The sequence below is a fragment of the Corynebacterium sp. UD i78 genome (assembly GCF_056280545.1).
Genome location: NZ_JBWCED010000001.1, coordinates 796805 through 814985 on the forward strand (window position 1 = coordinate 796805; position 18181 = coordinate 814985).

Here is an 18181-nt window from a genome sequence, read left to right on the forward strand (position 1 = left end):
ACCATGACAGACTCACCGACCGGCCCGGACGAGGGCCAGTTGTCCACCGGTGCCGACCGGGTCCCGGAGATCCGTGACGTCAACCTCGTCGACGACGAGATCGACACCCGTGCCCTCCTCGCGATCGCCGAAGCCGCCGTCGACGAGGCCGAGGCCACCTTCACCGCCGCCGTCGGCGCTGACCCGGCGGTGATGAAGAGCCCCGGTGACTTCGCCACCGAGGCAGACCTCTCCGTCGAACGCCAGCTGCGTACCCTGCTGACCCGCTACACCGGCCTGCCGGTTCACGGCGAGGAGTACGGAGTCGTCCGTCCCGGCGAGCAGGTCGAGGTCAACCCCAATGACGAGTACGCCGACGAGTTCGACGGTCCGCAGAGCAAGCCGCCGAAGGGCCCGTCGAACCCCGGCCTCCACGAACTGCCGGAGACCTGCTGGGTCGTCGATCCGATCGACGGCACCGCGAACTACGCCGTCGGCAACCCGTTCTGCTGCATCCTCGTCGCCCTCGTCCACAAGGGCGAGGCCGTCGTCGCCGTGTGCGAGATGCCGCTGCTCGGCCGCCGGATCACCGCCCGCAAGGGCCACGGCCTGTTCGTCGACGGCCACCCCGCCCGTCAGATGCCGCCGTCGGATCCGGCGATCACCCAGATCGGCTTCGGCTCGATCCTTTCCCAGCGCCGCGGCAACCTGCCGGTGTCCTACCGGCAGGACATGCTCAACGCCATCGGCCGGACCTACCCGCGCATGCGCGTCTCCGGCTCCTGCGGTATCGACCTGGCTTTCACCGCCGCCGGCGTCTTCGGCGGCACCGTGACCTTCAGCCCCAACCTGTGGGACAACTGCGCCGGCATCCTCATGATCCGTGAGAACGGGGGAGTGGTCACCGACTTCGCCGGCAACCGCTGGGTCCCCGGCGTCTCCGGCATCGTCGCCGGTGAGCCCGAGGTGCATGCCAACCTGATCCGGCACATCCAGTCGGTGCCGATCGGCACCGCCGCACGCAACGCCCAGGACGTCAAGGACCGTGGAGGTATCCGATGAGTGTCGCTGTCCGTGTCATCCCCTGCCTCGACGTCGACAACGGCCGCGTCGTCAAGGGGGTCAACTTCGAGAATCTGCGGGACGCCGGTGACCCTGTCGAACTGGCCGCGCGCTACGACGCCGAAGGCGCCGACGAACTGACCTTCCTCGACGTCTCGGCGTCCAAGGACGGCCGCGGCACCATGCTCGACGTGGTCCGCCGCACCGCCGACCAGGTCTTCATACCGCTCACCGTCGGTGGCGGCGTCCGCTCCGAGGACGATGTCGATCAGCTGCTGCGCGCCGGTGCCGACAAGGTCTCGGTGAACACCTCCGCCATCCACCGTCCCGAACTGCTCCGCGAACTCTCCGGCCGCTTCGGTGCCCAGTGCATCGTGCTGTCCGTCGACGCCCGCCGCGTCCCCGAGGGAGGCGAACCCCAACCCTCCGGTTTCGAGGTCACCACCCACGGCGGTACCCGCTCCGCCGGACTCGACGCCATCGGGTGGGCCCGCACCGGTGAGGAGCTCGGGGTCGGCGAGATCCTGCTGAACTCCATGGACGGCGACGGCACCCGTGACGGCTTCGACCTGGAGCTCATCAGGGCGGTCCGTGAGGTCGTCTCCATTCCGGTCATCGCCTCCGGCGGTGCCGGGAAGGCCGCCGACTTCCCGCCCGCTGTCGAGGCCGGGGCGGACGCTGTGCTCGCGGCGTCCATCTTCCACTTCGGCGACGTCTCCATCGGCGAGGTCAAGGACGCCATGGCGGACGCCAGGATCGAGGTCCGGCGATGAGTGAGACACGCAGTGATCCCGCGTCCTTCGATCTCGATCCGGCCATCGCCGGGCGTCTGAAGCGCAATGAGGCCGGCCTGGTACCGGCCGTCGTCCAGGAGAACGCCACCGGCGACGTACTCATGCTCGCCTGGATGGACGACCACGCCCTCGCCCACACCATCACCACCCGTAAGGGTACCTACTGGTCCCGGTCACGGAACGAATACTGGGTCAAGGGGGAGACTTCCGGACACACCCAGTACGTCCACGAGGTCCGCCTCGACTGCGACGGGGACACGCTCCTGGTGAAGGTCGACCAGACCGGTGGCGCCTGCCACACCGGGGACCACACCTGTTTCGACGCCGACCGTCTGGCCTAGGATCATCCGTGATGACTACTGCTGAGTCCGACCCGTACCAGATCACGTCGCTGGAGACCTTCCGCCGCCTGGGCGCTCGTCACCGCGTCGTCCCCGTCGTCAAGAAGGTCCTCGCCGACGGGGAGAGCGCACTGAGCGCCTACACCAAACTGGCCGCCGACCGACCGGGCACCTTCCTGTTCGAGTCCGCGGCCCCCGGCCAGTCCTGGTCCCGCCACTCCTTCATCGGCACCGGGGCACGCTGCGCCCTTGTCGCCCGTGACGGTGAGGCGCACTGGACCGGTGCCGCGCCGTCCGATCTCGTCGACGGACCGACCGACCCGATCGAGGCGGTGCGTCACGCACTGGAGGTGCTGCACACCGAGCCGCTGCCCGGACTGCCGACGCTGAGCTCCGGCCTGGTCGGGTACATGGGCCATGACATGGTCCGCTATATCGAGGACCTGCCGGACACCTGCGACAACGACCTGCAGGTACCGGACATGGTGCAGATGCTGGTGGACAATGTGGCCGTGGTCGACCACCACGAAGGCACCGTCTGGCTCATCGCCAACGTGGTGAACTGGGACGGTTCCGACGAGCGGATCGACGAGGCATACGCAGGCGCCGTCGAGCGCATCGACGAGATGGAACGGCGTCTGGCCACTCCGTCCACACTGCCGGCCGTGACCTTCTCCACCCCGGCTCCGGAGCCCAGGCGTCAGCGCGCCAAGGAGGAACACCTCCGGCGCATCGGTCTGTGCAAAGAGCATATCCGCGCCGGTGACGCTTTCCAGATCGTGCTCTCGCAGCGCTTCGAGATGGACACTCAGGTCCCCGGCACCGACATCTACCGGATGCTGCGTGTCGCCAACCCCAGCCCCTACATGTTCCTGGTCAACGTCCCCTCCGACGACTTCTCCGGGACTGCTTTCCAGATCATCGGTTCCTCGCCGGAGTCCCTGGTCCAGGTCGAGGACGGCCGGGTGACGACGTTCCCGATCGCCGGCTCGCGTCCTCGTGGCGGGACCTTCGAGGAGGATGACCTGCTCGAGAAGGAGCTGCTCGCCGACGAGAAGGAGAACTCCGAGCACCTCATGCTCGTCGACCTGGGACGCAACGACCTCGGCCGGGTGTGTGAGCCCGGTACCGTCGCCGTCCACGACTTCCGCCACGTCGAGAAGTACTCGGCGATCATGCACCTGGTCTCCGGTGTCTCCGGGCGCCTCGCCGAGGGGAAGACCGCCCTTGACGCCTTCGCCGCGACCTTCCCGGCAGGGACGTTGTCCGGCGCGCCGAAGCCCTCTGCGCTGGCGATCATCGACGAACTGGAGGACACCCGGCGTGGAGTCTACGGTGGCACCGTGGGCTACTTCGACTTCTCCGGCAACACCGACCAGGCCATCGCCATCCGTACCGGCCTCTACAAGGACGGCACCGTCTTCGTCCAGGCCGGTGGCGGTATCGTCGCGGATTCGGACCCGGAGGCCGAGGACACCGAGACCCGGAACAAGGCCCTGGCGGTGTTGCGTGCGGTTGCCGCGGCCGAGACCGTCCGACCGGTGGGGGTGGATCGATGACCCCCGCGAAGGACGCCGTGAAGAAGCGGCTCAACGGACGCAACCTCGCCCTGTCCCTCACCGTGCTCAGCGCGGCGGGTCTGTGGGGCACCGGCCAGATGACCTGGCTGACGGCGTCCGTCGTCGACGACAAGACCGGTGAATCCACCGAGCAGATCATCGGCCGGGTGTGGGACGCCGCAGGCACCCCGCTGGCGCTGGCAATGCTCGCCGCGATGATCCTCTCGTTCGCGCTGGCGCCGATGGCGCGCCGCGTCCTCGGCGGGATCAGCGCTGCGCTGGCCGCGATCGCCGGATTCGCCGCGGTGATGCTGCTCGGCGGTGACCCGGACCTGGACCGTGCCCAGCAGCTGCTCACCACCGGTGCCGCGACGCAGAAGTCGACCGACCCGGTGCAGATCTCGGACTGGGCGACGGTCACCGACGCCTCCGTCCACACCTTCCCGGTGGTGCTGGCACTGCTGGCCGCGGCGTGCGGCGTGGTGGGCGGCGTCCTGCTGGCGATGAAGCCGGGGGAGGCCCGGCAGGGTCACAGCCGTTACGAGACCCCGGAGGCACGTCGCGAGGGCGTCGTCGAGGATCTCAACGAGGAACCCGGCTCCGGACGCGTCCTGTGGGACGCGCTCGACGCGGGAGTGGACCCGACGGACCGTGACGAGGCCGGCAAGCGGCCCGATTGAGCGGCCTGATTGAGTGGCGGGCGTCACGGGCGGTTACCATTACGCCATGACTGTGCTCGACGAGATCATCGCCGGTGTCCTGGCGGACACCGCCCGCCGCGAGGCTGAGGTCCCTCTCTCCGACATCAAGGCCCGTGCCCTGGACGCCCCTGCGCCCCTGGACGCCCTCGCCGCCCTCTCCGCTCCCTCTGTCAGCGTCATTGCCGAGGTCAAGCGTGCAAGCCCCTCGAAGGGGCACCTGGCGGAGATTCCGGAGCCGGAGGTACTGGCCAAGGCCTACGAGACCAACGGAGCCGCTGTGATCAGCTGCCTCACCGAGGAGCGACGCTTCCACGGCTCCCTGGCCGACTTCGACAAGGTCCGGGCAAACGTGGACATCCCCCTGCTGCGCAAGGACTTCACCACCACCCCGTACCAGATCCATGAGGCCCGGGCACACGGTGCGGACGTCATCCTGCTCATCGTCGCCGCCCTCGAGCAGGACCAGCTCGCCGCCCTGCTGGACCGCACCGAATCCCTGGGCATGACCGCACTGGTCGAGGTCCACACCGTGGAAGAGGCGGAGCGGGCCGTCGCCGTGGGTGCGAAAGTCATCGGCGTCAACGCCCGGAACCTCAAGACCCTCGAGGTCGACACGACCGTGTTCAGCAGGATCGCCCCGGTCATCCCCGAGGGGATCGTGAAGGTCGCCGAGTCCGGCGTGAAGTCCAAGACCGATCTGCAGGCCTACGCCGCGGGCGGGGCGGACGCCATCCTCGTCGGCGAAGGTCTGGTCACCGCGCCGAACCCGGGCCAGGCCTGCCGCTCACTGGTGGCCGCCGGACAGCACCCCGCCTTCCCGCGCGCCTGACGGTAGGCACGTGGGTGACGCAGGGTACAGTCGGACCCCGTGAGCACTCCCAGTACTGAATCCGCGAATAGCCCCCTGGGTCTCCCGACAGCCGGTGAGGTCATCGCGACCCCCACCGCCCACGACGCCGACGAGCGCGGCCACTGGGGGGACTACGGCGGACGCTACATCCCAGAGGCCCTCATGGCCGTCGTCACCGAGATCGAGGACGCCTGGGGCAAGGCCCGGGTCGACCCGACCTTCCTCGAGGCCCTCGACGACCTGCACCGGAACTACACCGGCCGTCCGTCTCCGCTGTACTACGGCCCGAACTTCTCGAAGGCCGTCGGTGCGAAGGTCTACTTCAAGCGCGAGGATCTGAACCACACCGGCTCGCACAAGATCAACAACGTGCTGGGCCAGGTCCTGCTCGCCAAGCGGATGGGCAAGGACAACGTCATTGCCGAGACCGGCGCCGGCCAGCACGGTGTCGCGACCGCCACCGCGTGTGCCCTGCTCGGGCTGAACTGCCGGATCTACATGGGTGAGGTCGACGCGAAGCGTCAGGCACTCAACATCGCCCGGATGCGTCTGCTCGGCGCGGAGGTCATCGAGGTCACCGTCGGTTCCGCGACACTGAAGGACGCGATCAACGAGGCCATGCGCTACTGGGTCTCCCACGCCGAGGACACCTACTACGCTTTCGGTACCGCCGCCGGTCCGCACCCCTTCCCGGAGATGGTCCGGGACCTGCAGCGCGTCATCGGTGTCGAGGCCCGCGAGCAGATCCTCGCCGCCGAGGGACGCCTGCCGGACGCCGTGCTGGCCTGCGTCGGTGGCGGCTCGAACGCCATCGGCCTGTTCCACCGCTTCATCGACGATGAGTCTGTCGCACTGCTCGGCGCCGAGGCCGGCGGCGACGGTGTGGAGACCGGTCGCCACGCCGCCCCCATCACCGTCGGGTCCGAGGGGGTCTTCCAGGGCTCCTTCGCCGCCCTGATGCAGAACGAGGACGGCCAGATCATCGAGTCCCACTCGATCTCCGCCGGACTGGACTACCCGGGCGTCGGCCCGGAGCACTCCTACCTCTCCCACATCGGTCGGGCGGAGTACCTGCCGATCACCGACACCGAGACCATGGAAGCATTCCGACTGCTGACCCGCACCGAAGGCATCATCCCGGCGATCGAGTCCGCGCACGCCGTCGCGCTGGCGGTGAAGGCGGCCGCCGAGTACTCCGACGGTACCCGCACCCCCGCCGACGGTAAGGAGCCGGTGTTCATCGTCAACGTCTCCGGCCGTGGCGACAAGGACGTCGACACCGCCGCGAAGTGGTTCAACATGCATCCTGACGAGAACGGCACCGAGGAGAACAACTGATGAGCGCCCTGTCCGACATCTTCACCTCGGCGCGCGCCGAGGGTCGTGCCGCCTTCGTCGGCTACCTTCCCGCCGGTTACCCCACGGTGGACGCCTCGCTGGACAACGTGACGACCCTGTCCCGTTACGCGGACCTCGTCGAAGTGGGAATCCCGTTCAGTGACCCGATGATGGACGGTCCGACGATCCAGGCCGCCGGTACCGAGGCACTGTCCAACGGCTTCCGCGTCCGCGACACCTTCCGTGTGATCGACGCGGTCGTCGCCGCCGGCGGCAACGCCGTGATCATGAGCTACTGGAACCCGATCCTCCAGTACGGCCCGGAGAAGTTCGCCGAGGAGCTCGCCGCCGCCGGTGGACTCGGCTCGATCATCCCGGACCTGCTGCCGGAGGAGTCGGAGCGCTGGAACGCCGCCTGTGCGGCCAACGGCCTCGACAATGTCTACCTCGTGGCTCCCTCGACCACTCCGGAGCGTCTCGACATGACCGTGCGCGCCGGTGGCGGGTTCATCTACGCTCAGTCGCACATGGGCGTCACCGGTGCCCAGGAGGACGTCTCCACCGACGCCCGTGGCGTGGTGGACCGGGTCCGCTCGGCCACCGACCTGCCGGTGGCTGTGGGCCTCGGTGTGAAGAACGGTGACCAGGCGGCCGCCATCGCCGACTACGCCGACGGCGTCATCGTCGGTTCCGCACTGATCACCGCCGCAGGGCAGGGGACCGAGGTGCTCGACGCCCTCGCTGCTGACCTGTACGACGGCGTCCGGCGGTGACATCGATGACCGTCACGAACCTGGCAGCCATCCCGTCTCCGCCCCAGGGCGTCTGGCACCTCGGTCCGATCACCCTGCGGGCCTACGCCCTGTGCATCCTTGTCGGCATCATCGTCGCCGTGTGGTGGACGGTGCGTCGCTATGTCGCCCGTGGTGGTGACGGGAACACCGTCATCGACTGTGCGATCGCCGCAGTTCCGGCCGGCATCATCGGTGGTCGCGTCTACCACGTCATCACCGATCACGACAAGTACTTCGGTGAGGGGAAGGAGTGGACGGACGCCCTCAACATCACCAACGGTGGCCTCGGTATCTGGGGCGCGGTCGTCTTCGGCGGCCTGGCCGTGTGGGGGGTGTTGCGGTACAAGAAGCTGCCGTTGGCGCCCTTCGCGGACGCCGTCGCCCCGCCGATCCTGCTGGCCCAGGCCATCGGCCGACTGGGTAACTGGTTCAATCAGGAGCTCTACGGCGGGGAGTCCGACGCCCCCTGGGCGCTGGAGATCTACCGACGGGTCGACGAGAACGGCAACATCAGCAACATGGACGGCGTCTCCGACGGCTTCGTGCTGCAGACCGTCCAGCCGACCTTCCTCTATGAGCTGGTGTGGAACCTGCTCGTCGTCGCCCTGCTGGTCTGGGCCGACCGCCGGTTCCGGCTCGGCGGTGGCCGGGTGTTCATGCTCTACGTCGCCGGCTACACCTTCGGCCGGTTCTTCATCGAGCTGCTGCGCACCGATGAGGCGACCACCGTCTTCGGTGACGTGCGCATCAACTCGGTGACCTCCGCCGTGGTCTTCGTCTGCGCGGTGGCGCTGTTCATCGCCACCCGGAAGCGGACCCGGGAGGCCCCTGCAGAGGTCAATGCCGGGCGTCCGGTGGGGGAGCCGGAGGAGGACGCTGAAGGGAGCCTGGAAGAACAGGCACAGGACGGTACTGAGGCCGCCCCTCAGTAGCGTCCACCAGGGCGCAGGGCTATCCTCGGGAACCGTGAGTAGACGAACCAAGATCGTATGCACCCTCGGCCCCGCGGTGGCCTCCCAGGACAGGATCCGGGAGCTCGTGGACGCCGGGATGAACGTGGCCCGCCTGAACTTCTCCCACGGCGAGCACGCGGACCACCAACAGAACTACGAGTGGGTGCGGGCGGCCTCCGAGGCCACCGGCAAGCCGGTCGGCGTCCTCGCTGACCTGCAGGGACCGAAGATCCGGCTCGGCCGGTTCGTCGAGGAGAAGACCTACTGGGCCGACGGGGAGGAGATCCGCATCACCGTCGACGACGTGCCCGGTACCCATGACCGCGTCTCGACGACCTACAAGCAGCTCGCGCGGGACGCCAAGCCCGGCGACCGCCTGCTCGTCGACGACGGCAAGGTCGGCCTGGTCTGCAAGTCCGTCGAAGGCAATGACGTGATCTGCGAGGTGACCGAGGGTGGCCCGGTCTCCAACAACAAGGGTGTCTCCCTGCCCGGCATGGACATCTCCGTGCCTGCCCTGTCCGAGAAGGACATCGACGACCTGCGATTCGCCCTGAAAATGGGTGCCGATGTCATCGCCCTGTCCTTCGTCCGGTCCCCGGCCGACGTCGAGCTCGTCCACGAGATCATGGACGAGGAGGGACGCCGCGTCCCGGTCATCGCGAAGCTGGAGAAGCCCGAGGCGGTCGACGCCCTCGAGCCAATCATCCTGGCCTTCGACGCCGTCATGGTCGCCCGTGGTGACCTCGGTGTCGAGGTGCCGCTGGAGGAGGTGCCGCTGGTGCAGAAGCGGGCCATCCAGATCGCCCGCGAGAACGCCAAGCCGGTCATCGTCGCGACCCAGATGCTGGACTCGATGATCGAGAACTCCCGGCCGACCCGTGCGGAGGCTTCCGACGTCGCCAACGCTGTGCTCGACGGTGCGGACGCCGTCATGCTCTCCGGTGAGACCTCGGTGGGCAAGTACCCGGTCGGCACGGTGAAGACCATGGCACGCATCGTGCTCGCCGCCGAGATCGACGGTGAGGTGCCGCCGCTGAGTCACTCGCCGCGCACCAAGCGTGGCGTGATCAGCTACGCAGCCAAGGATGTGGGGGAGCGGCTCAACGCCCGCGCCCTCATCGCCTTCACCGCTTCCGGTGACACGGCCCGCCGCATCGCCCGGCTCCGGTCCCCGCTACCGCTGCTGGTGTTCACCCCTTCCGAGGAGGTGCGCAACCAGCTTTCCCTGACCTGGGGCGCACGGACCTTCCTCACCCAGGCGGTGCACACCACCGACGAGATCATGCAGGAGGTCGACCGCCTGCTGCTCGCCGAGCCGGACTTCAACCACGATGACCTGGTCGTCATCGCCGCCGGTTCCCCTCCCGGAGTGGAGGGCAACACCAATATGATCCACGTCCACCTGCTCGGTGAGGACCTCACCGTGCCCCCGGCGGACAAGCAGTAGCCCACAGTCAGGAGTTCCATGGCCAGTTCCCCCGTCATCACGGCACACGATACAGCACTCCTCCTCGAGGGAGGTGGAATGCGGGCGGCGTACTCCGCCGGGGTCGTCGACGTGCTCATGTCACACGGGGTGCAGTTCGGCTGGGCCGGCGGCATCTCCGCCGGTGCCAGTCACCTGGTCAGTTACCTGACGGGGGAGCGGGACCGGCTGCGCCGGAACTTCGTCGACTTCGTCCTGGAGCCGGAGTTCGGTGGCTGGAGCCACCTGCTGCGGGGGCGGGGCTTCTTCAACGCCGAGTACATCTACGGCCGTGCCCCGGGGATGAATCTGCCGCGACCCTATGACTTCGGTCTGGTGGCGGAATCCCCGACGCAGTTCCGGATCGGGGCGACCCGGGCGGACACCGGCGAGGGCGTCTACTGGGGACTCGAGGACATTGCCGAGGCCTCGGATCTCCTGATCCGGGTGCGGGCGTCCTCGACGATCCCGTTCGCGATGCCGGTGCCGCGGATCGACGGGGTGCCCTATGCCGACGGTGCCTTCGGATCCTCCGGCGGCGTTCCGCTGGATGCGGCGGAGGCTGACGGCTACGACCGGTTCTTCGCCGTGCTCACCCAGCCGCGCGGCTACTTCAAGGACGGGATTTCCCGGCCGCGGCTGACGAAGGCTTTTCTGCGCCGTTGGCCCGGACTGGCGGACGCGATGGTGACCCGCCACGAGCGGTACAACGCGACGATGGAGCGGCTCTACGAGCTGGAGGCACAGGGGAAAGCGGTGTTGGTCTTCCCGGAGGACTCCACCCGCCTGGTCAGCTCCACCGAGCGTGACATCCGGGTGCTGCGCAGCTCCATGTACACCGGCGTGGCGCAGGCGCTGCGCCAGTGGCCGGAGTGGGCCGGGTTCCTCGGCGCCGACGCGCCGGTTCACTCCCTCCAGAGGTAGGCCAGCAGTGCGGCGGTGGCGGCGTCCGCGGTGGTGCGCACGGACTCCTTCGTCGGGAGGAAGTTGCCGGAGTGGTTGGTGGGGACATCCTGGTTGACCCGGTCAGCCTCCACCGCGGCGTCCCAGACGGCGCGGTCGGTGCAGCCGATGAGCAGGAACTCATAGGGCACCCCGAAGTGCCGGGGGATCTCCGAGAAGTCTTCGGAGGCGGTCCACCGGGGCGCGTCGGCGGAATCCTCGCCGAAGACGGCGTCCAGCACGGGGCGGACCACGTCATGGACCTCGGCGTCATTGTCGGTGAGCTCACCGTGGGCCGAGTAGACGATGTCCGCCGGTGCCGGCGTACCGGAGGCCACGCACTCGGCCTGGACGATGCGTTCGATGGCGGTGTAGGTCCGGTCGCGCACCTTGGTGTCGTAGAACCGGCAGTTGAGCACCAGGGTGGCCACATCGGGGATGGTGTTGTTCGTGTGCCCCGAACTCAGCGTCCCCACGGAGACCACGCCGAAGTCCTCGGCGGCGATCTCACGGCCGACGATGCCCTGCAGCCGTACCACGATCATTGCCGCGAGATACGTCGGGTCGATCGAGTTGTGGGGGGAGGAGGCGTGCGCCGAGACGCCGTGGAGGGTGACCGTGATCGTGTCGCAGGCCGCCATCACGGGGCCGGCGGCGGAGTACACGGTGCCTGAGGGGCCGGGGTAGACATGTGCGCCCAGGCAGACATCCGGGGCGGGGATCTTCTCCGCCAGACCGTCGTCGATCATCGACGAGGCGCCCCGGGTGACTTCCTCGGCCGGCTGGAACAGGGCGATGAAGGTGCCGGACCAGACGTCCCGGCGGGCGTCGAGGATCTCGCAGGCTGCCATCAGCCCGGTGGTGTGGACGTCGTGCCCGCAGGCGTGCATCACGCCCGGGTTCTTCGAGGCGTAGGACGCCCCGGTGGTCTCGGTGACGGGCAGGGCGTCGAAGTCCGCCCGGTAGAGCACCGTCGGGCCCTCGCCGTTGCGCCAGACCGCGGTGATGCCGTGACCACCGATGTCGTGGGTCACCTCGCAGTCCATGGTCGCCAGGCGGGACAGGATGTGCTTCGCGGTCTGCGACTCCTGCTCGGACAGTTCGGGATGCTCGTGCATCCAGGTGTAGAAACTGTCCGTCCAGGACTGGTCGACGCCGGGATCGGCGATGAACTCGGCGATATCGGGGAGGGTGCTCATGGCCTCCACCCTATCCCCGGGTCAGCGGACGGCCGGGTTGTACTTCAACGTGTTGCGCTGGAAGACGCACTCGTTGCCCAGCCGGAGGCCCGGGGCGAGGCGCCCCTCCTCCCGGGCGGCGAGCAGCGCGGCCAGGACCTGCTCCTTGAGGGCCTTCGGGGAGACGGTGTTGATGAAGATCTTCGTGCCGCCCTCGAAGCCGGCCAGGGTGGAGGTGCGCCACTTGATGACGATGCGCCACGGCATGGGCACGTCGACGTCCAGCGGACGGTGCAGCCATTCCTCGTTGGACGGGGTCTCCGTGCCGGCGGCGACGTGGCAGGCGTGGACCAGGTCGGAGACCGCGTCGCGTTCCTCGTCATTCATCAGCCAGGGTTCGGTGGTAGCCGACTTGGAGAAGACCTCCAGGGTCGGGCCGCGGTGACCGAACCCGGCGAAGGCGATGGCGTGGTCGTTCTCAGCGAAGATGAGGTTGTGGTGGCCGGCGTAGTCCACCGCCCACTCGTTGTACATGTTCGGGTTGCTGCGGACCTGGGCGATCTCCGTCTCGTTCTGCAGACCGTGCTCGTCGATGGCGACGAGCTGCTTGTGCAGGTGCTCGACGCTCGCGCCCGCCGGAGCCAGCCAGTTCTGGAAAGCCGCGACGTAGCGGACGTAGGGGTTGGCGCGGTACAGACGGTCCATGGCGTCCACCGTGAAGGCGATGTAGAGGCGGTGGGTCTCCCAGCCGAGGTCACCTGAACCGCAGAGCTGGTCACTGCTCGTGGCGCCGGGGATGTAGTGGTCGCGGGCGAGGATCACGTCATGGCCGCCGCCGAAGAACGCGCCGCTCTTCTCATGGACGGTCTGGAACAGCTTCTCGTCACTGAAGACATCATCGATCTCTTCCCCGGGGACGCCGGCGCGCTCCATCTTGGTGCGCAGCAGGGCCGCGACGTGCTCAACCCCGGCATCCTCGGCGAGGTACTCGGCCATGTGGCGGGCGGCGGTGGCGTCCATCCGGTGGCCGTAGTTCACCGTCCAGTAGTTGTAGGTGAGGATCTCGTAGAGGTTCGCCACCCGGCGGAACAACGGGTCGGTTTCCTCCAGCTGTGAGACCGTGAGGCCGCGGAGGATGCGGGGCTCGCCGTTGTCGTCGATGACCATGCGGGCCTTCTCCGGCGTGGTCTTCAGCTTGTTGCCGATGCCGAAGTCGGTCTGGGTATCCCGGTTGTCCTCCGTGACCGCGAATGCCGCGGGGCCGTGGTGGGGGACCGGGCGGTGCGCGCGACCGGGCACGGTCCAGACCTCGGTGCCGGAGAACGGGTTGACCTGCTTGATCGTGCCGTCGGGCAGCGTGGTGAGCGGTGGGACGGGTGCCGGGTTCATCGGGGAGTGACCAATCACACGTACAGGGTAACCCTTTGATGTTCCGGGTGTCCCTGGCAGGCGTAGGTGAGGGGTGCTTTACTGGGTCCCATGCCACAGATCGTGTTCAGCATCCTCGCGACTCCGGAGCAGCGCTCGGAGATCAGCGAAGACTTCCGCCAGCTTCTCGCAGCCAACGCCGACGTTCTCACCGCTGACCTGGACGTCCGCACCGATGTCACCAAGGATCCCAGCCTGGAGGGGGTGTGGAAGGACTACGGTTTCGTCGACCTCACCCAGGAGACCCCCGAACCCGCCGCCCTGGTCTTCGACGTCAAGGAACACAAGGGCAGCATCAGCGGGCTGTCCATGCGCCTGTCGGAGGTGCTCACCGAGCGGGAGCAGCAGCCGGCTGAGGCACTGTTCCAGCAGATCCTCGATGACCCGGGCAGGCCCCGGGTGCCCTGGCACGTCGACGTACGGCCCTGAGAGTCGGGAGTGTGGCTCTCGGGTACTCCGTGGGGTACAGTATGTTTACAGATACCCCCTGGGGTACCGAAGGGGTGGAGAGGCTGCCCCGACGTCAGCTTGCGGGAGTCACCATGTGCCGGAGAATCACCTGTCCCACCTGCGGGGAGCCCACTTGGGAAGGATGCGGTGAGCATATCGAGGAAGCCCTCGCCGGGGTCCCTGATGTCGACCGCTGCCACTGTGGGGAGTAGCACCGGGGAAAGGGGAACTAGTCGAGGATGCTCGACAGGAACGCCCTGGTGCGTTCCTCCTTCGGATTGCTGATGACCTCGCGACCCGGTCCGTGTTCCACGATGCGGCCGTCGGCCATGAACGCCACCTGGTCGGCGACCTCCCGGGCGAAGCCCATCTCGTGGGTGACCACGAGCATCGTCATGCCGTCATCTGCCAGCCGGCGCATGACGGCCAGCACCTCACCGACGAGCTCCGGGTCCAGCGCGGACGTCGGTTCGTCGAAGAGCATCAGTTTCGGACGCATCGCCAGCGCACGGGCGATCGCGACGCGCTGCTGCTGACCGCCGGAGAGCTGGACCGGCCAGGCGTCCGCCTTGTCGGCCAGGCCGACCTGGTCGAGCAGCTCGCGGGCGTACGCCTCGGCCTCCACCTTCGACTCGCCCTTGACCTTCACCGGGGCCTCGGTGATGTTGGCCAGTACCGTGCGGTGGGGGAAGAGGTTGAAGGACTGGAAGACCATACCGACACCGGCACGCTGCCTTGCGGCGTCCCGCTCGGAGATCTCGTAGAGCCGTCCGTCCTTCTTCCGGTAGCCGATGAGGTCGCCCTCGACCTCGATGCGTCCGGCGTCGATCTGCTCCAGATGGTTCACGCACCGCAGCAGGGTGGACTTGCCGGAGCCGGACGGACCGATGAGGCAGGTCACCGATCCGGCGGGAACATCGAAGTCGATGCCCTTGAGCACATCGAGGGAACCGAAGCGCTTCCAGACGTCACGGAAGGCGATCATCGGGGTGTCTGTGCTGCTCATCAGAGGTTTCCCTTCTTGTCATCGTCGGAGACACCCGGGGTGCCGGGGCCCACGATCTTCACGTTGGCCGGGGGGATGCCCTCGGCGTCTGTCATGGCGGCGAGCTGACGGCTGGTCAGCGTGCGCGAGGAACCGCGGGAGTAGTACTTCTCCAGGTAGTGCTGGCCGACCATGAGGATCGAGGTGATCGCCAGGTACCAGGTCGCCGCGACGAGCAGCATCGGCACCGGGTCGAACATGGCGTAGGCGATGTCGGTGGACCGGCCGTAGATCTCCCCGGCGTAAGGCACCGCGATGACCAGCGAGGTGGTCTTCAGCATGCTGATCAGCTCATTGCCGGTCGGCGGGATGATGATCCGCATCGCCTGGGGAAGCACGGTGCGGCGCATGGTCTGCCACCAGGTCATGCCCAGGGCCTTCGAGGCCTCGGTCTGTCCTTCGGGCACGGACTGCAGGCCGGCACGGACGATCTCGGCCATGTAGGCGGACTCGTTGAGCCCCAGGCCGACGAAGGCGAGGACGAAGAAGTTCTTCAGGAAGCCTTCGACGCTCACCTCGGCGAATCCGACGTTGATGCTGTGGTAGATCGAGCCGAGCAGACCCCAGAACACCAGCTGGACGTAGACCGGCGTCCCGCGGAAGACCCAGAGGTAGACCCAGGAGAAGCCGCGCATCACCGGATTCGGCGACATCCGCAGCACAGCCATGACCGCGCCCAGGACGATGCCGATGGCCATGGCCAGCACAGTGAGTGCGAGGGTGTGCAGCGCCGCCTCGGCGATCCGGCTGTCGAAGAGATAGTCGAGGTAGGTGTCCCAGCCGTAGGCGTCCTTGGTCAGGGCGCCGATGATGATCCAGGCTGCGAGCGCCAGCAGGATCACCGCGGCGATGATGCGCCCGGGATGACGCAGCGGGACGACCTCGTTGTCGACCGGACGGGTCCCGACGGGGCGGGTGTCTGGTGTGCTCACTGCTCAATCTCCTTGGTGTTCACGGTGGCGGTGTCGATCATGCCGTCGGTCAGGCCCCACGGGGTGAGGATGTCCTCGTAGTCACCCGAGTCCATGAGGTACTGCAGGGCGGTGGCGAAGACCGGGACCAGGTCGGAGTTCTTGGCGAAGGCCCAGCCGAAGGGGGTCGTGTCGAAGGCGTCGCCGGCAGGGACGAGTTTCCCCTCGGAACGCTGGATGGCGAAGTCGGTGACCGCCGAATCCGAGCTCATGGCGTCCGCCCGGCCCAGGGCCGTGGCCGTGGACGCCGCATTCGCCGAGTCATAGACCAGCTTCGTCAGCTCCGGCTTCCCGGACGCCTCACACTCATCGGCCTTGACCTGCACATCGTCGGTATCGGAGTAGGTGCCCTTCTGCACGGCGACGGAAAGCCCGCAGGCGTCCTGTGGATCCACGGTCTTGCCCGGGGTCGTTGCCCAGGAGATGCCGGAAGTGTAGAAGTCGACGAAGTCGTAGTTCTTCTGCCGCTCTTCGGTGTCCGAGAATCCGGAGACACCGATGTCCACGGTGCCGCCGTCGATGGACGGGAGGATCAGGTTGAAGTCCTGCTGGCGGAAGGTCACGTCGAGGCCCAGCAGCGCGGCGGTGGCGTTGACCAGGTCTACCTCGAAACCGATGATGTTGCCGTCCGGGTCCTTGAACTGGTTCGGCGGGAATGTCGGATTCGTGCTCGCCCGCAGGGTGCCTCCGTTGAGGTACCGGTCGGGCAGCAGGGCCTGGAGCTCGGGGACCGGGTCGGGCAGGGTGTCCACCCAGCCGTCGGGGTTCGCGGACTCCGTGTTGGTCACGCAGGCGGTGAGACCTGCGACGGACGCCGTCAGGGCGACTGCCGCGATGACCGATCTGGTGGGTCGGTGTCTCCTCCGCCCCGCACGACTCCGTCGGGAGCTTGTGGGGGTTGTCATGGCCCTGATCTTAGGGGACGCGGGGATCTGTACCCTCGGTCACCATGGAGATCCCGCTGAGAAGTTACCTCGACGACATCCTCGACGACGTCCGCCCTCACGATGACGGTGCCGTCGCCGACTACATCCCGGAGCTCGCCGCCGCCGATCCGGAACCCCTGGCGGTCGCCCTCTGCACGGCGGCGGGACGGGTCTACAGTGCCGGAGGCCCGGACAACGACGACGAGCGGGAGTTCACGATCCAGTCGATCTCCAAGCCCTTCGCCTACGCGGTGGCGTTGCAGGAGGCGGGGGTCGAGAAGGTGCTCTCAACGGTCGGCATGGAACCCTCCGGTGAGGCCTTCAACGAGCTCTCCCTCGACGGCGGGACGCACCGTCCGGTCAACCCCATGATCAACGCCGGTGCCATCGCGGTGAACCAGCTCATCAACGGCGAGGATTCCTCCGTGGAGGCCCGCGTCGAGCTGCTGCTGGACTACTTCTCCCGACTGGCCGGCCGGGAACTGCACATCGACGATCGCGTCACCGGTTCCGAATTGGCGACCGCCGACCGCAACCTCGCGCTGGCGCACATGCTCCGCAGCTACGGGGTCATCGAGGATTCCGCGCAGGACGCCGTCACCGGCTACGTCCGTCAGTGTTCGGTTCTCGTCACGGTGAAGGACCTGGCGGTGATGGGCGCGACCCTGGCTCTGGGCGGACGCCAGCCGGTCACCGGTGAGCAGGTCCTCGATCCGCGGGTGTGCCGTCAGGTGCAGGCCGTGATGGCGTCGGCGGGCATGTACGACGGGGCGGGGAAGTGGATGGCCGGTGTCGGTATCCCTGCCAAATCCGGTGTCGCCGGTGGCCTGATGGGCACCCTGCCCGGGCAGCTCGGTATCGCCACCTTCTCGCCCCGGCTGGACGCCTCGGGCAACAGCGTCCGGGGCTCGGAGATCTTCCGGAGGATGTCGGAGGACATGGGACTGCACCTGATGTCCGCGGTGCCGGCCCGGGGTTCGGCGGTGCGCAGCATCCGGCAGCGTGGTCTCGTCACCGCCATCCGGCTGCAGGGAGGTCTCGGATTCACCGGTGCCGAGGACTTCCTGGCCACCGTCGCCGGCCATGAGCTGAAGACGAACCGGGTGGTGGTGGACATGCGTCGGGTCACCGACGTCGACGGATTCGGTCGCTCCATGGTGCTGGAGGGACTTCGGCGCATCCGGGAGGACGGTCACCGGATCGGCGTCATCGACCCGGACGGACTGCTCGGTGACCGCACCATGGACGACGGCACGAGTGTGGAGACCTCAGACGACGAGGTCTGAGGCGGACTGACGTGGTCCCCCAGGTGAGACTCGAACTCACACTGGACGGGTTTTGAATCCGTTGCCTCTGCCAATTGGGCTACTGGGGGAAACTGCCGCGGTCGGCGACAGCGACT

General features: G+C 67.8%; 18 protein-coding genes and 1 tRNA gene. 13 read left to right on the top strand and 6 right to left on the bottom strand.

All coding sequences use genetic code 11. The features are described 5' to 3' along the window. Positions 1–3: 3 nt before the first annotated feature. Genes ACZ9GM_RS03795 through ACZ9GM_RS03845 form a run of 11 tightly spaced genes read left to right on the top strand, consistent with a single transcriptional unit; the run spans position 4 to position 10763 of the window. Positions 4–1041 carry an inositol monophosphatase family protein gene (locus ACZ9GM_RS03795; RefSeq protein WP_476037298.1) on the top strand — a complete coding sequence of 346 codons (1038 nt, stop codon included), beginning with the start codon at positions 4–6 and terminating at the stop codon, positions 1039–1041. After that, entirely contained in the window at positions 1038–1814 is a 777-nt protein-coding gene (gene hisF / locus ACZ9GM_RS03800) for an imidazole glycerol phosphate synthase subunit HisF (RefSeq protein WP_291475068.1), read from the top strand. The genes ACZ9GM_RS03795 and hisF overlap by 4 nt, the downstream gene beginning before the upstream one ends. After that, positions 1811–2176: a phosphoribosyl-AMP cyclohydrolase gene (gene hisI / locus ACZ9GM_RS03805; protein ID WP_291475066.1), complete on the top strand. Its 366-nt coding sequence runs from the start codon at positions 1811–1813 to the stop codon at positions 2174–2176. The genes hisF and hisI overlap by 4 nt, the downstream gene beginning before the upstream one ends. Positions 2177–2187: 11 nt before the next feature. Next, a complete protein-coding gene (locus ACZ9GM_RS03810) occupies positions 2188–3735 on the top strand; it encodes an anthranilate synthase component I (RefSeq protein ID WP_476037299.1) in 1548 nt (515 codons plus the stop codon). Further along, entirely contained in the window at positions 3732–4415 is a 684-nt protein-coding gene (locus ACZ9GM_RS03815) for a TIGR02234 family membrane protein (protein WP_291475064.1), read from the top strand. Before ACZ9GM_RS03810 ends, ACZ9GM_RS03815 begins: the two co-directional genes overlap by 4 nt. A 46-nt stretch (positions 4416–4461) precedes the next feature. Beyond that, positions 4462–5265, top strand: a complete 804-nt coding sequence (gene trpC, locus ACZ9GM_RS03820) for an indole-3-glycerol phosphate synthase TrpC (RefSeq protein WP_291475062.1) — start codon at positions 4462–4464, stop codon at positions 5263–5265. Between the two features lie 39 nt (positions 5266–5304). Further along, entirely contained in the window at positions 5305–6624 is a 1320-nt protein-coding gene (trpB, locus tag ACZ9GM_RS03825) for a tryptophan synthase subunit beta (protein ID WP_291475060.1), read from the top strand. Beyond that, positions 6624–7397 carry a tryptophan synthase subunit alpha gene (trpA, locus tag ACZ9GM_RS03830; RefSeq protein WP_291475058.1) on the top strand — a complete coding sequence of 258 codons (774 nt, stop codon included), beginning with the start codon at positions 6624–6626 and terminating at the stop codon, positions 7395–7397. Before trpB ends, trpA begins: the two co-directional genes overlap by 1 nt. A gap of 5 nt (positions 7398–7402) precedes the next feature. Then, positions 7403–8350, top strand: a complete 948-nt coding sequence (gene lgt / locus ACZ9GM_RS03835; protein ID WP_476037300.1) for a prolipoprotein diacylglyceryl transferase — start codon at positions 7403–7405, stop codon at positions 8348–8350. A gap of 34 nt (positions 8351–8384) precedes the next feature. Then, on the top strand, positions 8385–9821 hold the full coding sequence (gene pyk, locus ACZ9GM_RS03840; RefSeq protein ID WP_291475054.1) for a pyruvate kinase: 1437 nt from the start codon (positions 8385–8387) through the stop codon (positions 9819–9821). An 18-nt stretch (positions 9822–9839) separates the two neighbouring features. Next, positions 9840–10763: a patatin-like phospholipase family protein gene (locus ACZ9GM_RS03845; protein ID WP_291475052.1), complete on the top strand. Its 924-nt coding sequence runs from the start codon at positions 9840–9842 to the stop codon at positions 10761–10763. Here the strand turns inward: ACZ9GM_RS03845 and ACZ9GM_RS03850 are convergent. After that, positions 10745–11980, bottom strand: coding sequence for an amidohydrolase (locus tag ACZ9GM_RS03850; protein ID WP_291475050.1), 1236 nt, complete (start codon positions 11978–11980; stop codon positions 10745–10747). The genes ACZ9GM_RS03845 and ACZ9GM_RS03850 overlap by 19 nt on opposite strands. Positions 11981–12001: 21 nt before the next feature. Further along, positions 12002–13366, bottom strand: coding sequence for a DUF4921 family protein (locus tag ACZ9GM_RS03855; protein WP_291475049.1), 1365 nt, complete (start codon positions 13364–13366; stop codon positions 12002–12004). Between the two features lie 72 nt (positions 13367–13438). Here ACZ9GM_RS03855 and ACZ9GM_RS03860 point away from each other — a divergent pair, with 72 nt between their 5' ends. After that, complete coding sequence (locus tag ACZ9GM_RS03860) at positions 13439–13816, top strand: hypothetical protein (protein WP_291475047.1); 378 nt, start codon at positions 13439–13441, stop codon at positions 13814–13816. 250 nt (positions 13817–14066) lie between these two features. Here the strand turns inward: ACZ9GM_RS03860 and ehuA are convergent, their stop codons facing one another. Genes ehuA through ACZ9GM_RS03875 form a run of 3 tightly spaced genes read right to left on the bottom strand, consistent with a single transcriptional unit; the run spans position 14067 to position 16758 of the window. Beyond that, the gene (gene ehuA, locus ACZ9GM_RS03865; protein ID WP_291475045.1) at positions 14067–14843 is read right to left on the bottom strand and encodes an ectoine/hydroxyectoine ABC transporter ATP-binding protein EhuA; all 777 of its coding nucleotides are present in this window, start codon (positions 14841–14843) and stop codon (positions 14067–14069) included. Then, complete coding sequence (locus ACZ9GM_RS03870) at positions 14843–15814, bottom strand: amino acid ABC transporter permease (protein WP_291475043.1); 972 nt, start codon at positions 15812–15814, stop codon at positions 14843–14845. Before ACZ9GM_RS03870 ends, ehuA begins: the two co-directional genes overlap by 1 nt. Next, complete coding sequence (locus ACZ9GM_RS03875; protein ID WP_291475041.1) at positions 15811–16758, bottom strand: ABC transporter substrate-binding protein; 948 nt, start codon at positions 16756–16758, stop codon at positions 15811–15813. The genes ACZ9GM_RS03870 and ACZ9GM_RS03875 overlap by 4 nt, the downstream gene beginning before the upstream one ends. Positions 16759–16802: 44 nt before the next feature. On the opposite strand from ACZ9GM_RS03875, the gene ACZ9GM_RS03880 reads away from it, so the two are divergent. Further along, the gene (locus tag ACZ9GM_RS03880) at positions 16803–18065 is read left to right on the top strand and encodes a glutaminase (protein ID WP_476037301.1); all 1263 of its coding nucleotides are present in this window, start codon (positions 16803–16805) and stop codon (positions 18063–18065) included. A gap of 12 nt (positions 18066–18077) precedes the next feature. On the opposite strand, the gene ACZ9GM_RS03885 is transcribed toward ACZ9GM_RS03880, so the two are convergent. Beyond that, a tRNA-Leu gene (locus tag ACZ9GM_RS03885) sits at positions 18078–18154 on the bottom strand. Between the last annotated feature and the right edge of the window lie 27 nt (positions 18155–18181).

Coding starts and splice junctions, on each gene's coding strand:
- ACZ9GM_RS03850 (WP_291475050.1), bottom strand. CDS start 11,980: ATGAGCACCCTCCCCGATATCGCCGAGTTCATCGCCGATCCCGGCGTC.
- trpC (WP_291475062.1), top strand. CDS start 4,462: ATGACTGTGCTCGACGAGATCATCGCCGGTGTCCTGGCGGACACCGCC.
- ACZ9GM_RS03810 (WP_476037299.1), top strand. CDS start 2,188: ATGACTACTGCTGAGTCCGACCCGTACCAGATCACGTCGCTGGAGACC.
- ACZ9GM_RS03875 (WP_291475041.1), bottom strand. CDS start 16,758: ATGACAACCCCCACAAGCTCCCGACGGAGTCGTGCGGGGCGGAGGAGA.
- ACZ9GM_RS03880 (WP_476037301.1), top strand. CDS start 16,803: ATGGAGATCCCGCTGAGAAGTTACCTCGACGACATCCTCGACGACGTC.
- lgt (WP_476037300.1), top strand. CDS start 7,403: ATGACCGTCACGAACCTGGCAGCCATCCCGTCTCCGCCCCAGGGCGTC.
- ACZ9GM_RS03845 (WP_291475052.1), top strand. CDS start 9,840: ATGGCCAGTTCCCCCGTCATCACGGCACACGATACAGCACTCCTCCTC.
- ACZ9GM_RS03815 (WP_291475064.1), top strand. CDS start 3,732: ATGACCCCCGCGAAGGACGCCGTGAAGAAGCGGCTCAACGGACGCAAC.
- hisI (WP_291475066.1), top strand. CDS start 1,811: ATGAGTGAGACACGCAGTGATCCCGCGTCCTTCGATCTCGATCCGGCC.
- hisF (WP_291475068.1), top strand. CDS start 1,038: ATGAGTGTCGCTGTCCGTGTCATCCCCTGCCTCGACGTCGACAACGGC.
- ehuA (WP_291475045.1), bottom strand. CDS start 14,843: ATGAGCAGCACAGACACCCCGATGATCGCCTTCCGTGACGTCTGGAAG.
- ACZ9GM_RS03860 (WP_291475047.1), top strand. CDS start 13,439: ATGCCACAGATCGTGTTCAGCATCCTCGCGACTCCGGAGCAGCGCTCG.
- ACZ9GM_RS03795 (WP_476037298.1), top strand. CDS start 4: ATGACAGACTCACCGACCGGCCCGGACGAGGGCCAGTTGTCCACCGGT.
- trpA (WP_291475058.1), top strand. CDS start 6,624: ATGAGCGCCCTGTCCGACATCTTCACCTCGGCGCGCGCCGAGGGTCGT.